The organism is Spirillospora sp. NPDC047418 (assembly GCF_040643275.1).
Lineage (GTDB): Bacteria > Actinomycetota > Actinomycetes > Streptosporangiales > Streptosporangiaceae > Spirillospora.
This window is the reverse complement of record NZ_JBEYTW010000030.1, coordinates 75,833-91,249: the sequence shown is the minus strand read 5'-3', so window position 1 is coordinate 91,249 and position 15,417 is coordinate 75,833. Positions and strand designations below refer to the sequence as shown.

Genomic DNA, 15,417 nt, shown 5'->3' with positions numbered 1-15,417 from the left:
TCTTCTGTCTTCACACACCGATGATCACCGGTGGCCGCACCCGTTCCCGGACCAGCCCCGACCAGCAAGATCGCGATCTACAACTGGAGTACTAGAGTCGTGTCATCAAGCCCAAGCGCGGTGTCCACCTGCCCTTCGGAGCCGAGTGTCGCCCCGCCGTGCAAGGTCGCCTTCCAAGGATTCATGGGGCTGTAGATCCGCAGCGTTCCTGCAGGCTCGTCCATGTTCCAATGGGCGACCGAGTCCACTCCCGCTAGGGTGTCACCGGCGGCGAGTTGCTGGGCCTGCTCGTCGGTCAACGCCTGACTGAACGCTTGGACATCGTCGATGGATCCGGGCCAATAGTTGGCGAACGCGCGATTGTACAGGCTCCGGCCGATCTCGAACGCCCCGTGTGACACCAACGGCGTGCCGGCACCCACGGTGGCCTGCAACTGCCCGTCCACATAGAGCCGCAACTGTCCCGCGCTCTCGTCATACACGCCGGCAAGGTGACTCCACACCCCGATCGGCAGCGGAGTATCGTCCACGGCTTCGTTCCAGGAACCGCCACCGTCATTGGTATCAGTAGACGGCTTCTTGAATACCGGGTTACCTGCCGGATCGATCCCCAGTTGAAATGCACTCTGGAATGTCGAATTCTGGGCCAGAATATTGACCATTCCGTATCGAGTCGGCTTGGCCCAGGCGGACACCGTGAAACTGTTGGTGGGATCGACCAGCGGCAGGATGCTTTCAGCGAACCCGTAGACACCGTCCAACGACAACGCTGTCCCGTGCTCACCCTCGTCTCCCAAAGCCGCGGACCCCGCCAGCGTCGCCGGCAGGCCAGGGCCGGTCGCGGTCACCTCGGTCGATCCGGTGCTCTCGTCCAGCGCGAACCGCGCCACCGGATCGGGTCCCTCGTTCGCACGGAACTCGTAGGAGGCGCTGGCGCCGTTCTGGCTAGAGGGTGCGAACGCCTGGACGCTCACGACGTTGGGGCCTGACCTCGTCGGCGCCAGTGAGACCACCTGAGCCGCGCCGTTGCTGGTGCCGACCGTCTGGGGCGGCTCGTCGTTCATGGTGATGACGTACCGGTCGGCGACACCCTCGGAGTCCGAGATGACGAACCGTCCGGGCTCCCCGACACCACCGTGCCACTTATCGTTGTTCGGATACTCTTGCGAGCTGATGATTGGTTTGGCCGGGGCCGCAGGGTTGTAAGAGAAGTAGCAGCCGGTCTGGGCGCCGGCGTAGCTCCACGGGCCCCACTGCTCACCGTCCCAGACCCGCACACCCCAGGCGATCTTGGTGTTCTGCGGGATGTCGGGCGGCAGATCCGTGTAGAACTTCGACCCTGTCGTCTTGGCCGCCGTCAGGGTGGATGTCCACTTCGGTCCCCAATCCGACCCGTCGGCGTTGTTCGCCCAGTGCAGCGTGAACTGGCCCTGCACCTTGTTCTTGTCCTCGTTGTCGGGGTCCTTGAGGTAGGCGTAGACGGTGGGGATCCCGTTCACCGACTTGGCCTCCCCGGACGGCAGGCACTTGGTGCCCGGGTCGGCGAACATGGTGTCGGTGTCGGGCTGCAACGGCGGCCGGTTGTACTGCACCTTCAGGTAGGCGTCATCGGCGAACCGCTTCCACCAGTCCATCGTCGACTCGCTGTAGGCCTTGAGCCCGAATGTGATCGTGCTGTATCCCTTGTTCACCGCGTCTTGCACATGCGAACGCAGTGTCGAGCCGCCGAACTCCACCGGCGCCTTCGAGCAGTACGCCACATCACGCGAGGCCAGATGCTCCAGCCACACCGACGACTTGTTGGTGTTGTTCCAGGTCGCATACGACCGCAGCGTCGCGGTCCGCCACAGCTGCACCGAAGTCTTGTTACTGCAGTTGTAGGCGCTGGTCTCGTATGCGATGAACTCCACGTTCTGGATGTAGCTGCCCTTGACCGCGGGCAGCGGCATCCGGAAGAACAGCCGCTTGGTCTGGTTCTTCACACAGTTGGGGTCCTTGGCCACCTCGCAGCGGCCCACCCCCTCGGTCGACTTGCCGTCGAACTTGTAATACGACTCGTCCGGCCAACCCGAGGACACCATCCCCCAGCTGTTCGCCTTGCTGGTGTCCCACACCGGATCAATGAACACCGGAAACGTCGTATCGGGAGCGGTCAGCAGTTCCTGGTCGGGGGTCAGCGTCAGCTTCCCCTTCCCCACCGCGACCCCCAGCCGCGCGGTCTTCGCCCCGTCGGCAGGCCCCCTGGCCGGGTCGGTTCCCGGGTCGGCCGCACCCGCCCGAGCGCGCCCCTCCGGCCCCTTGGGCGTGGCGTGAGAGGAGTCCCACATGCGCGGGGACGGCGCCTCGAACACTCCCGCACCCGACCCGGTGTCGGTCGCGGTCAGCACCCCGCCCTGCCCCTGCCGCACCGACAACCGGCTGGTGGACAACGACAGAGCCAACCTGGCCACCCGCGGATCCTTCGCTGCTTCCGGTGTCTTGACCACCAGGACGTGCGCGAACCCCGAAGCTCGCGCACGCAACCGCAGGTCCACATCCGGGCCCGCCACACCCTTATAGACCGCGGTGTCGCCATCCAGCACCGGCTCGGGCAACTTGCTCGGCCACGACAGGGCGAGTTTGTGCCCCGCCTGAGTCATCTGCACCATCGGGCCGTCCCCACCCGCGGAGAACCTCAGCCCGACCGTCGTCGCCGCCGGCACGACCGCACCATCTGAACGGTGCAAGCCGGTGTCGATCTCGACCCACTTGCCGCCCTTGCGCGTCCGGATCGGCTGCACATGCTGCTCGACCTCGACCCGGCCGTTCGGCAGCGCCCGCACCGTCCGCGACTCCCCACGCCGCGAGAGGATCTCCACCGGCTTCCCGGACCTGGCGGCGGCCGTCATCGCCTCCTGCTCGGTCACCGCCCCCGTCGACACTGGCTTCCCCTCGTCCGCGCGGGCCACCGGCTGTGACACTCCCGCGATCACGGGCACTTGCAGCAGCCCGGCCACCAGCACCATCGCCGCGAACCGTGCCGTCCGGACCGGCCGCCGCCACAGACGCGAACCGGCCACAGACACGTCCCGACATGCCGCACGACGACCCATATGGACCTCAGACGTAAAGGGTTGTTAAAGCGGCCTTAAGGTAACCCGCTGATCAACTTCACAAAAGACCCCAAAGTGCATCATCTTGCGTGATCTAGATCACGCAAGATGCAGTAAACCTCTACGCAGGAGCCAGCCGTCCTGCCTTAATCACCATCGCGGCGAAGATCACACTGAGCGATCCAATGGATGCACATCGGCGTGTTTCAGTGCGCGATCGCTTCCGGTTAGACCAATCGATCCACAAATACAAGAGCCACAAGCGGCCAACCCGTGCCCCTGTCACCACGGACAGATAATTCGAACTTGACACAACACGGCAGACCCGTATATCGGCCCACGATGTTCCCGCTAATAGGTGGGGTGGGGGAATCAGGTGGTGGGGGGTGGGGGGTCGGCCTTGTGTTTTCCGTTGGGTTTCAGGGGGGAGACGATCCGGACCGGACGGGAGGCGCCGCGTGGGAGTGCGTGGCGGGCGGGGCGGCGTGGAGCCGGGATATCCGGTGGCTCCGGTTCATCGCGGGCGTCATCGTCGGCGGGCTCGGGGAGGGCTTCCTGCTGCTCGCGGAGGTACTCCTCGAACTCCATGGAATGGGCGGTCGGCAGCGTGATGATGCCGGGGTTGGCGTCCACGAGGAGGGTGCGGCGGCCGGTGGCGCCGGAGTGGGTGAACACCATCGCGGTCGGGGGCAGTTCCTGCAGTTGGGGCGGCTCGATCAGCAGTTCGCGGAAGCGCTGCTTGCTGGAGCGGCGGTCGGCGACTGTTCTGCCCCAGGCGGTCGCGGAGCTGATGCCCTCCACCAGGACGGAGTCGTCGGCGGCTGGGGCGGGGAGCGGCGACCAGACGGGGTCGGTGAGGCCGTCGCCGCGCGGGCGGGCGAAGGCGACCGTGCTGGCGTAGGTCTCCCCCGCGACGTCGAACAGCGTCTCGCCCGCCGCGTCGGTGATCTCGGCGACGATGAGCGGCTGCCCCGCGCCGATGTGCTCGGCGGCGACCCGCGCGTCCTCGGGGTTGCCGAGCCGCATGAACCCGACGGCGGCGTGGCCCCGGCGGCCGAGCCGCTCGCGGACGTGGCCCGGGATCGACCGGTACATCAGCACGAGGCCGGTTCCGGTCGCCTCGCAGGCGTCGATGAGCCGGTCCAGGACGTCCCCGCGCAGCTTCTCGGCGCCGCAGAGGAAGAGGGTGTGGTCCCAGCGGCCGCCGGGCGGGGCCTCGCGGACGCGGTGGGTGAGCGCGGTCGTGACGTATGTCCCGAGGATGCGGTTGGTCAGGACGCCGGCACGGCGATCCATCGACACCACGTGGAGCCTGGACGGTGGCAGCCTGACGGGTTCCGTCGCGAGCTTCTCCAGCTTGCGGAGCTGCGCCTCCAGCGCCCAGGCCCGCCGGACGACGATCCGGTCGGTGGCGTCCCGTCCGAAGAGTGTGGCGATGCGTTCGAGTTGCCCGTCGGTCAGCAGGCCCTTGCGGAGGTCGTCGCGCGGGTCGCCGACCTGGGCCAGGACGCGCAGGGCCGCGGTGATCCGCGGTATCGTCGCGTCCGGCCCGAGGACCTCGATGAGGCGCTCCAGGATGGAGTTGTCGAACGACAGGTCCCGGGTGCCGCCCTCCTCCTCGCCCGCGCTGACGACCAGGGAGAGGACGTCCGCGAGCGCTTCGGGGTTCAGGCCCCTCGTGACGTCCAGCCGGGGCAGGTCGGCGGGCAGCACCCAGACGAGCGGGTCGTCGCCCCGGTCCGCGGCGAGACGCAGCAGGTCATGCGCCACCGCGCCCTCGGACAGGTCGATGATGGTGAGCCGCGCGCCCACCGCCAGCCGGGCCGCGCCCATGGTCGTGACGGCGGCCGACCATCCGGCGAGCGTCCCGCCGACGACGTCCACCCGGTCGACGCCCGGCGGGACGGTGACCGGGTACCACTCGCGCTGGCCCTCGTAGGCGGCCTGGCAGCGCTCCCATTCGGCCCGCGCCTTGGCGTACGCCTTCTCCGCGGCCTCCCGCTCCCGGCGCCGCTCGGCGCGCCGCCGCTCGTCCTCGTCCCGCTCCTGGGCCAGCCGCGCCCGGACGCCCCGCTCGTCCCGCCACAGCCCGCCGCCCGTGAAGCCGAGGATGACCAGGCACGCCAGCAGCGCCACCCCGGCGAACGCCCACGGGATGATCCCCAGCAGCCCGCACACCAGGAACAGGACGGCGAACGCGACCGTCCCGCCGACCACGATCCGCAGCGGCCGGCCGGCCATGTGCTCCGCGGGCCGCCGGGCCGGCGTCGGCAGAGGCGCCCGTTCACGCTGCTCGGGTGGGGCCGGGGGCGGCCCCGGATCGGGGTGCACCTGCGCGTAGCGCCAGCCCACATGGACGCGGTCCGCCTGCGTGAGCCGCGCCATCGCGGACCCGCCCGCCATGTCCGTCACGTCGAGAGACCCCTGGGAGTCGCGGGAGTATATGGAACGCCTCGGGGTTGCCGGTTCGGTTGCCTACACAGCCCAGGGTAAAGAGCTTCCCACCTCCCCGCCCCCCGTTCAACGGAACACTTCCCCCGACGACCGACCACCCCCGACATTTCGGACACCGCACCCACCTGCGACAAGATCAGACACCGCCCGCCCCACCCATGACCACACCCGGCCACCCCGCCAAGACCGGCGACCGGTCAGGGGGTGGGGGTGGTCTTCGTGGGGAGGAAGGCGTCCAGTTCCATCGTCGGGTGCGGGTACTTCCACTCCGCGGCCTCGAACGGGATGTACATGCCTTCGGGGGTTTCGGCCAGGAAGTAGTTGCCGTCCCACTGGTTGGGGTGCGTCACCGGCGCGTCCTGCGGATAGCGCGCGCCTATGGCCTCGTACTTCACGCCGACGCCGAACACGGCGTGGACAGCGGCGTCCACGAAGTTCAGGTGCGCGATGTCGCCGCGGAGATGGCTCCCCTGGATCGCCAGGCCATGGACCCGATCCCGGACGAAGTACAGCGAGCTGAGATCCCTGACGACCTGGTCGAAGGCGTGCGCGCTGTCCTGGTGGACGAGAGCGCGCGTCTGCGGCTCGACGAGCAGCACGTTCGCGACGTAGGTCGGCAGGTCGCCGTGGAACATCCGGACGCGGTTCATGGCGCGCGGGAACAGCCGCCGCAGCCTTTCGTGGGTGAACCGCAGGTAGGCGTCGTTGACGTCGACTAGATCGAGTTCCAGTCCCATCGGCTCGACGCATCCGGCCAGGATCGCCGCCGAGCCGCCCATGAAGACGCCCACGTCGATCAGCCTCGTCAGCTCCAGGTGGCACCGTTCGGCCTGGCGGAACAGGTCGTAGTAGTGGTAGGCGCTGCACTGGTCCTCGTAGACCAGGTCAAGGTCCGCGATCCGGTCGGCGGTGCGGTCGAACACCGTGTTCCGTCCCGCGAACGCCTTCAGGTCGGCGTGCTGCCCGCCCCTGATCGGGATGCCCAGCGCCTCGTGCGGGCGCTCCACGTCCGCCAAGCCCGGGTCGGGATCGAGGAACGTGCCCCACGTGGGCTGGTGCATCGCCACGGTCGCGATGTAGTCCGTCATGTTCAGGTCCTCGGGTTCCGGCGGACGCGTGCGGACAGCGCGCGTCCCAGCTGCGACATGGCCGCGCCCACTTCCTCGTCCCGCTCGGGCGGGGACGCTGCCCGGGCCAGTTCCGTTCGCATGCCCTCCGTCTCCTGCCGCCGGGCGGCGTTCTCGGCCTGTGCCCGCCTGAGGTCGGAGCGCAGTTCGGCGAGTTCCCGCTGCTGCGCGGTAATGGTCTCCGTCAGCCGGTTCGCGTCGTCCGTGCGGGCCTCGGCCTCGTACTGGAGTTGCAGGATGCGGGTGTAGAGCGCGATCCGGTTGTTCTCCATGGCAGCGACGAGTTCCGAGGACGTGTACGGCCGCAGCGCCTCGAAGATCTCGTCGGCGCCGGCCGCGCCCGACCTGATCATGATTCCGAAGCCGAAAACGGCTGGGACGATGGCGAACCGCCGGTCGCCGGCCTCGGCCAGCGCGTCCTCGACGGCGGTGAGGACGCCGTTGCGCTCGCCGCCCGCGTGCGCGGCCACGGTGAACACGCCACCGCCGACGAAACCGGCCGGGGTGACGTCGTCGTGCCAGACGGTCGGCCCGTCGGCCGTGTCGGGCTTGACGTCCGCCGGTGCCAGCGGGGACGGCTGGTAGTAGAAGTCGCGGCGCCCGCACGGCCACAGCACGTCGTTCATCACGACCACCGCGTCGGGCGCGTTCTTCATGATCCATGCGAGTTCGCCGCGGACCACCGCGTAGTTGTGGTCCCCGTCGAGGACGTACATGTCGGCGACCGGCAAGTCATCGAGCACCCCTGGGGACAGGCCCTCCACCAGGTTCAGTCGCGGGTCGCCGTCCAGCACGGCCCGGAGTTCGTCGCCGGGGGCCGGTTCGACACAGTGCACGGTCGCGCCAAGATCGGCGTACAGCGAGCTGACCTGCCCGGACTCCACGCCGACCTCGACCACCGTGCGGATCTCGCGGCAACCGAAGATCAATGCGAAGAGTTCCCGGAACACCGACATCGAGTGCAGCAGCAGCGGCTGCTCCCGAGCGGCACGGGCCTGCGCGTGCGGATCGTCGGGGGAACCGACCACAGCGGCCCCTCGGTCAGCGGTCGTCACCGAGCTTCCTCCTCGCCACTCGCCTGGCGCCGGCCGCGACGCCCTTGACGCCGGCCGTCCGGTACTCCTCGCGCATCCGCTCGGTGAGCCGCGCCGCGCGCGCCGCCCGTTCCGCCATGCGGTCGACCGGCATCCGCGGCGCCATCCCGGTCGCCGACTGCGGAAGCATCGCGAACGCGATCGTGACTTGCGCGGACGACACCGTGGGCGTCCCGGCGCGGCGGGCGAGCGGGAGCCATACCGCCGCATAGGAGGTGTCGAACTCCATGAGGTTGCCGCCGAGGTAGCGGCAGTCCGCGTAGTGGAGGCCGACGAAGTCCTCCGGCTGGTCCCAGCGCAGCACCCGCTCGCGGCGGCGGCCCCCGGCGATGACCCTGGCTTCGATCCAGTCGACCCGGACGATCGCCGGACGGCCGGGGATCGCGAGGGAGATGTCGACCGTGTCGTGGTGCTCGAAGTCGATCCGGGCGAAGGACAATCCGTTGTGGTTGATCCGGACGCGGCGGCGGATCGGCTCGTGCCACCGGTCGTCGGCCGTCCGGTACCGCAGCCGCGTCTCGTACGGCTCGCCGGCCGGGTCGAACGCCTCCGGGGCGACCGCACCGTCGGCGATGGCCCTGGCCATGGCCCCGAGCCCGGTGTCGGACGCGGCGATCAGCGCGGGCCAGAACGAGTCCCGCATGTGCAGGTCGTCGAGGTCGCCGGGCGACAGGTACGGGACGGCGGGTTTCAGGTCGGCGGGCAGCAGGGTCGTGACCAGGGAGGAGCCGAAGTTGTCCTCATGGGTCCAGTTGCCGAAGACGGCCGCCTCGTCCGCCGTGGGCGCCTCCAGCGCGGCCACCAGGATCCGCGCCAGCCGGTCGCGCGCCGCCTGCGGACGGGCCAGATCCGGCCATTCGCCGCCGGACGCGCCGACGTACCTGCTCCACATGTGCTGGAACGCGAACACGCCGTCCTGGACCGTGCGGCGCTCGGCGTTCTGCGACGGCGAGTCGGACGCGTCGCCGAGGACCGGCTCGCCGTCCTCGGTGAAGCCGATCAGCGACCCGCACAGCGCGTTGACGCACTGCTCCACGATCTCCGGGCTGCGGGTCACGGTCGCGGCGACATGCGCCGGATGCCCCGCCTGCGCCAGGTAGCCCTCGGCGCGCAGCCCAGCCAGGTACACCCGCTCCGACCGGTTGTCGGTGGCCAGGTAGAGCCCGGATACCCGGGTATCGATGCGCGCGATCTCCAGCGCCCGCGCGAGATGCCGCTGGATCGTGCCGCCCCAGCCGAGGTCGATGAGGGTCAACTCCGGATCGTCGAGCGCGCCGGCGTCCCGCAGCGACTTGATCATGCGTTCGCGGACGGCGGTGACGGTCACCGCGAGCCGGTTGCACAGGTGCGGCGTCTCGGTCAGCGCGCGGGCGACCCGGTCGGCGATGTCGCCGTTGTCGATGACGGTGTCCAGCTCGACGGCGAGGCCGGGCACGTCGCCGGGCCGCAGCTCGAGGACCGACAGCGCCTGCCGGACGGTCAGCCGGTAACCGGTGCGGATGAACGCGTGCACCGCGTCGGTGTCGTGCGGGTCGAGCCCGGCCAGCGAGGTCACGAACCGCGACAGCCACACGGGAGCGGCCACGACGTCCCAGCCGCGCGCCTCGGCGGCTCGGTTGATGAGCGTGGAGAGCAGTTCGCCTTCTCGCATCGAGCACCACAGCCTGCGGGTTCCGGCCTCGTGCGCCTTCCACGCCGCCCACTCGGCGAACCCGGTCAGCACCGGTCCGAGGACGCCGGCGCCGTACCGCCACGCGACGCCCAGCGCCGAGGTGGTGAACGGGACGCCCGAGTGGACGGCCTTGGCGCGCAGGCTGGTGAGGCCGAAGTCGCCGTACCGGTCGTCCAGGTCGGACGTGTGGTCGGCGGACCGGCCGACCGGCTCCTTCTCCCGCTTCAGCACGTCCAGATAGGCGTCGTCGAGCCGCCGGTAGTGCACCGTCCGGACGCCCAGCCCGCCCGGCACCTCGTGGTCGGCGACCTCGTGGTCGCCGATGTGCACGACCTGCTCCGGGCTGCGGCCGAGGTCCCGCAGCACGATGTCCCACAGGCCGGACGCCTTGTCCGCGCCGTGCTGGTTGGACCGGAAGATCCGGACGTCCTCCAGCGGGCCCAGTTCGGGACGGTCCAGGAGCCGGGCCAGCTGCTCATCGGTGAAGTAGGTGTCGGACACCATGACGACCTGGATGTCCTGTTTCCGCGCGGCCTTCACGACCTCGGCGATGTCCAGGTCCACGACGGTCAGCTCGCGTTCCAGCCGCAGCTCGGCCTCGACGAGCTGCTCGAGCGGCGCGGCGCCGAAGATCCCGTCCGGCATGGCGCGCCAGATGTCGAACAGGGAGACCTCGGTGCCGAGGGCGTCGCGACCGCGGCGGGCCGTGTCCTCGGCGGCGATCCGCATCCGCCGGAGGGTCGCGCCGGTCACCCACGGCGGGCACAGCCCCGCGTCCCGCAGCCGCGAGGCCAGCAGGCCGAACACGTCCACCGGCCTCGGCACCCGGCGCCAGAGCACCGTGTCGAAGATGTCCAGGGACAGCACGGAGCAGGTTCTGTCGGCGATGATCCGGTACACGTTGTCGAGCAACGGGCAGCCGTGTTCCTGCTGGGTCAACGCCGCACCTTTCCCCCTGGTCCCCGACCGGCGCTCGGCCGCGGCACGGGTCACCCTATCCACCGCTTTCTCCCGACGTAGTCCGCGCTCCCGCGGCGGCCGGACGGTCCGCAAGCGCCGCGGCAGTCCGCCGGGCAGCGCGGTCCTCGCGGACCAGCCGGCCGGCCTCCTCGGTCGGCCCGTCGAAGATCACCCGGCCCTGCCGCATCGTGATGCCGCGGTCGCAGAGCCCGACGAGCATCTTGATGTCGTGCGCGACGACGACCATGGTGCGGCCCTCGCCGCGCAGCTCCCGGATGCGGTCCAGGCACTTCTCCCGGAACGGCGGGTCGCCGACGGCCAGCACCTCGTCGATGAGGAACACGTCCGGCTCGGTGTGCGCCGCGATCGAGAACGCGAGCCGCATGAACATGCCGGACGAGTAGAACTTCACCTGGTCGTCCAGGAAGCGCTCGACGCCCGAGAACTCGACGATCGCGTCGAACTTCCCGAGGATCTCCGCGCGGGACATGCCGAGGATCGCGCCGTTGAGGAAGACGTTCTCCCGGCCGGTCAGCTCGGGATGCAGCCCGGCGCCGACGTCGATCAGGCCGGCGACGCGGCCCCGGACGCGCACCGACCCCTCGTCCGGCTGCATGACCCCCGAAATGAGCTTGAGCAGGGTGCTCTTCCCCGACCCGTTCAACCCCATCAGCGCCACGGTCTCGCCCTGGTCGATGGTGATGCTCACCTCGTCCAGCGCGCGGAAGCGGTCCGACAGGCTCTGCCGCCGCAGCGCGCGGACGCTCATCTCCTTGATCGAGCGCGCGTGCCGCAGCGTGAAGTTCTTCGTCACGCGGTCGATGACGATGGACGAGGTCTCTGCCGGAGAAGGCTCTGGTGAGGGGGTCAACGGCTACAGCTCCTGCGCGAAACGCTTCTGCATGCGGGCGAACGCCGCGTGCCCGGCGATGAACACCAGCACGCTCACGGCGAGGGACTCGCATGCGCGGGCGTAGAGGTCGGGCGGGAACGCGAACCCGCCATCCGCTCCGGGGTACCAGAACGCCCGCTGAAACAGGGACACCGCGCTGACGAGCGGGTTGGCGAGGTACACGTCCAGCACCCAGCCGGGCGCGTGCGTCCGGACGTGCGTCCACGGGTAGATCATCGGCACCGACCAGGTGATGACGATCATCGAGATGTCGACCGCCTGCTCCAGGTCGCGGAAGAACACGTTCACGGCCGCGCACAGCAGGCCGACGCCGAAACCGAGGACGACGATGATCGTGAATCCGAGGACGGCCGCGCCGACGCCGGCCGGCGAGGGGCGCCATCCGGTGGCGACCGCCCCGCCGAGCAGGATCAGGAAGCCGGGCAGGAAGTGGACCAGCGAGACCAGCGCCGACGCCGCCGGGAACATCTCCCGGGGCAGGAACACCTTGCGGACGAGCGCGGCGTTGCCGGTGACCGAGCGGGTCGCCGAGTGCAGCGTCTCGGTGAACAGGTTGACCAGGACCATGCCCGCGAACAGGTAGACCGGGAAATCGTCGATCTGCCGGTCCATGCCGAGGAACACGCCGATGACGTAGAAGTAGACGGCGAAGTGCACGGCGGGCCGCACGTAGGACCAGCCGAGCCCGAGCAGCGAGCCCTTGTACCGGGCGCGCAGCTCGCGGCGCACCAGGAGCCGCAGCAGGTACCTGTTCTGGACGGTCCGGCGCAGCCCGCCGCCGGCCCCGGGCACCCGGAGGCCGTCGTCGACGCGGATCGGCGTGACGGTCATCCCGGCCCGCCCCCGGACTCACCGGAACCCGACGGCCGCGGGCCCGAACCCGACGCGCCCGGCTCGGCCGCCTCGAACGTGGCGCGCCACGCCTCCGGGGAGGCGATCTCGGCCATGGCCGCCCGGTACCGCCGGCTGAGCTCCGGCCATTCCCGGCCGAGCCGGGCGTGCAGCAGCGACGTCCGCGCGAGCAGCTTCTTGAAGCGCTCCGGGTCGCGCTGGTACCAGGCGACCTTCGTGCCGTCGGCGGAGGAGACCAGCGCGCTGTCGACCTGCGCGAGCAGGCTCCAGTGCCGGTCGATGTGCGGCACGACCAGCTGCGGGTTGCCCCGGGCGGCGGGGTCCACCGGACGCAGCTGCTTGACGGTGCCGAGCATCGCGCTCGCCAGCACGTTCACCTTGCCGCGCGGCGGCTTGAACCCGCGTCCCCGCTTGGGCGGCCTGTTCCAGCGCACCTGCGGGAACTCCTCGTGGCTGACGCGGTCGCGCGCGTCGGGGAACTCCGCCCGCAACGCCATGATCTCCGGCAGCTTGGCCGCGATCCCGGCGTGCATGTGCTCCGGCCCGCTCAGCACGTCCTCGATCGCCGACAGCATCAGCTCGGCGGTCGAGTACTGCATGGCGAGCGCGTGCTTCACCGAGATGATGAAGCTCTCCTTGACGAGGTTGCCGCCGCGCTCGTAGGGCGAGTGCATCAGCGCGGTGACGAGCCGGTTGCGCTCGTGGAAGTACGCCTGCCAGTCGATGCCGTCGTCCTTGTCCTGCCACGGGACGTGCCACGCCGCCATGCCGGGCAGCGACACGGTCGGGTAACCGGCCTCGCCCGCGCGGACGCAGTACTCGGCGTCGTCCCACTTGATGAACATCGGCATGGACAGGCCGATCTTGCGCACGACGTCGGTGGGGATCAGGCACATCCACCAGCCGTTGTAGTCGACGTCCACGCGCCGGTGCAGCCATTTGGTCTCGCGCAGGCTCCCCGAGCTGGTGCGCTTCCGCGGGTCCGCGGTGAGGGCCGGGTACGGGGTCCGGGCGGGCGGCAGCGCGAAGTCGTGCTCGCGCCTGGTGTGCGGGGCCTCCTCCCACCACCAGCGGTACCGGGCGATGGTCTCGCCGTAGGCGTGCAGCTGCGAGCGGACGAACAGGTTGAACATGTGCCCGCCCACGATCGTCGGCGTGCGGGCGAAGTCGGCGAACGCGACGGCGCGGAGGATGCCCTCGGTCTCGGTGACCACGTCGTCGTCGAGGAGCAGGACGTAGTCGCTGGCGCCGGCCGCGACCGTCTCGTCCATCGCGCGTGAGAAGCCACCGGAGCCGCCCAGGTTGCCCTGCTCGATGACATGCAGCTTGGTGCCGAGCGCGTCGGCTGCCCCCGGGTAGCCCGCGTCGTCGCGCACACGGTCGGTGCCCTGGTCCACGACGTAGACGGCGTCGACCACGTCCAGCACCTCGGGCGCGGCGCCCAGCGCGACGAGCTGGTCCACGCAGAAGTTCGGACGGTTGTACGTGGTGATGCCGAGGCTCACCCGGCCCTGCCGGACGTCCCCCGCCGCTTCGGGGTCCGCGCACCAGTCGGCCCGTTCCAGCACGGCGTTGCCCTCGCCGGCCAGGACGTCCATCCAGTACCAGCCGCCGTCGATGAACGGGAGCAGCGGCAGCCGGAACGCCTCCTCTCGGGAGGTGCCGGAGTCGATCCGTGCGGAGGCGACGCGCTGCACGTGCCCCTTGGCGCTGGACCGGTAGACGATGACGGTGCCCTGGCCGCGCATCCGGACCCGCAGCGTCACCTCCTCCACGCTCGTCCAGCGCCGCCAGTAGCTGGCCGGGAAGGCGTTGAAGTAGGTGGCGAAGGAGGCGCGCCGTCCGACGGGGACCACAACGCTGCGGCGCCCGACGGCGGTGGCGGGCCCTGCCTCCACCTCGGTCTCGGCGGCGAGGGCCTCGGCACCTCTGGCGATCTCGCCCTCGACGTACAGCTTGAGGACGTCGAGGTCGCGGTCGACCGGCATCACGACGCGCTGCAGCACGCGCAGCCGGCGGGGGGTCTCGGCTCCGGCCGTCGCCGTGGCGGGTTCGGTCACTCGTCCACACCTCCGCTTATGAGACGCGAACCATCGGTGAAATGGGGACGCAGTCTGTTGTCGACCATGCTGAGAGCGCTCGCGATGGCCATGTGCATGTCGAGGTACCGGTAGGTGCCGAGCCGCCCGCCGAACAGCACCCCGTCCTCGCCCTTCGCCAGGTCGCGGTAGGCGAGCAGGCGGGCGCGGTCGGCGGCGGTGTTCACCGGGTAGTACGGCTCGTCCCCGCGGCCGGCGGCCCGCGAGTACTCCCGCATGATCACCGTCTTGTCGGGCGGGTGACCGTCGCGCTCGGGATGGAAGTGCCGGAACTCGTGGATCCGGGTGTAGGGGACGTCCTCGTCGGCGTAGTTCATCACCGGGGTCCCCTGGAAGTCGCCGGTCGGCTCGACCCGCAGTTCGAAGTCGAGCGTCCGCCAGCCCAGCTCGCCCTCGGCGTAGCCGAAGTAGCGGTCCAGCGGCCCGGTGTAGACGACGGGCACGTTGCCGACGATGTCGTCGCGCAGGTCGAAGAAATCGGTGTTCAGCCGGACCTCGATGTTGGGGTGGTCGGCCATCCGCTCCAGCCAGGCGGTGTAGCCGTCGACCGGTAGACCCTCGTGGACGTCGCTGAAGTACCGGTTGTCGAAGGTGTACCGCACCGGGAGCCGGGTGATGATCTCGGCCGGCAGCTCGCGGGGATCGGTCTGCCACTGCTTGGCGGTATAGCCGCGGATGAACGCCTCGTACAGCGGGCGCCCGATCAGCGAGATGGCCTTCTCCTCCAGGTTGGCCGGGGCGGACACCTCGGCGGCCTGGCCGGCGATCAGCGCCCGCGCCTCGTCCGGGCTGAGGACCCGGCCGAAGAACGCGCAGATCGTGCCGAGGTTGATCGGCATCGGGTAGACCCGGCCCTTGAACGTCGAGTACACGTGGTGCCGGTAGCCCGTGAAGGCGGTGAACCGGTTGGCGTACTCCCACACCCGCTCGTTGGAGGTGTGGAACAGGTGCGCGCCGTAGCGGTGGATCTCGATGCCCGTCTCCGGCTCGGCCTCGCTGTAGGCGTTGCCGCCGATGTGGTCGCGCCGGTCGAGGACGAGCACGCGCAGGCCGAGCCCGGCCGCGCAGCGCTCGGCGACCGTGAGCCCGAAGAATCCGGAGCCGGCCACCACGAGATCAACGTTCACTGGACGGTGTCCATCCCGTGCGGGGAG

Annotated in this window: 9 protein-coding genes; all 9 read right to left on the bottom strand. The window is 70.0% G+C overall.

All coding sequences use genetic code 11. The features are described from left to right. Positions 1-77: 77 nt before the first annotated feature. Complete coding sequence (locus tag ABZ806_RS20470) at positions 78-3,005, bottom strand: LamG domain-containing protein (protein ID WP_500218903.1); 2,928 nt, start codon at positions 3,003-3,005, stop codon at positions 78-80. Between the two features lie 459 nt (positions 3,006-3,464). Next, positions 3,465-5,495, bottom strand: a complete 2,031-nt coding sequence (locus ABZ806_RS20465) for a hypothetical protein (RefSeq protein WP_500218907.1) — start codon at positions 5,493-5,495, stop codon at positions 3,465-3,467. Positions 5,496-5,743: 248 nt separating this feature from the next. Beyond that, positions 5,744-6,634, bottom strand: coding sequence for a class I SAM-dependent methyltransferase (locus tag ABZ806_RS20460; RefSeq protein ID WP_500218902.1), 891 nt, complete (start codon positions 6,632-6,634; stop codon positions 5,744-5,746). A gap of 2 nt (positions 6,635-6,636) precedes the next feature. Beyond that, positions 6,637-7,728, bottom strand: a complete 1,092-nt coding sequence (locus ABZ806_RS20455; RefSeq protein ID WP_500218901.1) for a hypothetical protein — start codon at positions 7,726-7,728, stop codon at positions 6,637-6,639. Beyond that, on the bottom strand, positions 7,715-10,378 hold the full coding sequence (locus ABZ806_RS20450; protein WP_500218900.1) for an HAD family hydrolase: 2,664 nt from the start codon (positions 10,376-10,378) through the stop codon (positions 7,715-7,717). The genes ABZ806_RS20455 and ABZ806_RS20450 overlap by 14 nt, the downstream gene beginning before the upstream one ends. 55 nt (positions 10,379-10,433) lie before the next feature. Then, a complete protein-coding gene (locus tag ABZ806_RS20445; RefSeq protein WP_500218899.1) occupies positions 10,434-11,213 on the bottom strand; it encodes an ABC transporter ATP-binding protein in 780 nt (259 codons plus the stop codon). A 60-nt stretch (positions 11,214-11,273) separates the two neighbouring features. Then, positions 11,274-12,143, bottom strand: a complete 870-nt coding sequence (locus ABZ806_RS20440) for an ABC transporter permease (protein WP_500218898.1) — start codon at positions 12,141-12,143, stop codon at positions 11,274-11,276. Further along, entirely contained in the window at positions 12,140-14,224 is a 2,085-nt protein-coding gene (locus tag ABZ806_RS20435) for a glycosyltransferase (RefSeq protein ID WP_500218897.1), read from the bottom strand. The genes ABZ806_RS20440 and ABZ806_RS20435 overlap by 4 nt, the downstream gene beginning before the upstream one ends. Continuing rightward, positions 14,221-15,390, bottom strand: coding sequence for a UDP-galactopyranose mutase (gene glf / locus ABZ806_RS20430; protein ID WP_500218896.1), 1,170 nt, complete (start codon positions 15,388-15,390; stop codon positions 14,221-14,223). Before glf ends, ABZ806_RS20435 begins: the two co-directional genes overlap by 4 nt. Positions 15,391-15,417: the final 27 nt, after the last annotated feature.

Coding starts and splice junctions, on each gene's coding strand:
- ABZ806_RS20470 (WP_500218903.1), bottom strand. CDS start 3,005: ATGGTGCTGGTGGCCGGGCTGCTGCAAGTGCCCGTGATCGCGGGAGTG.
- ABZ806_RS20465 (WP_500218907.1), bottom strand. CDS start 5,495: ATGGCGGGCGGGTCCGCGATGGCGCGGCTCACGCAGGCGGACCGCGTC.
- ABZ806_RS20460 (WP_500218902.1), bottom strand. CDS start 6,634: ATGACGGACTACATCGCGACCGTGGCGATGCACCAGCCCACGTGGGGC.
- ABZ806_RS20440 (WP_500218898.1), bottom strand. CDS start 12,143: ATGACCGTCACGCCGATCCGCGTCGACGACGGCCTCCGGGTGCCCGGG.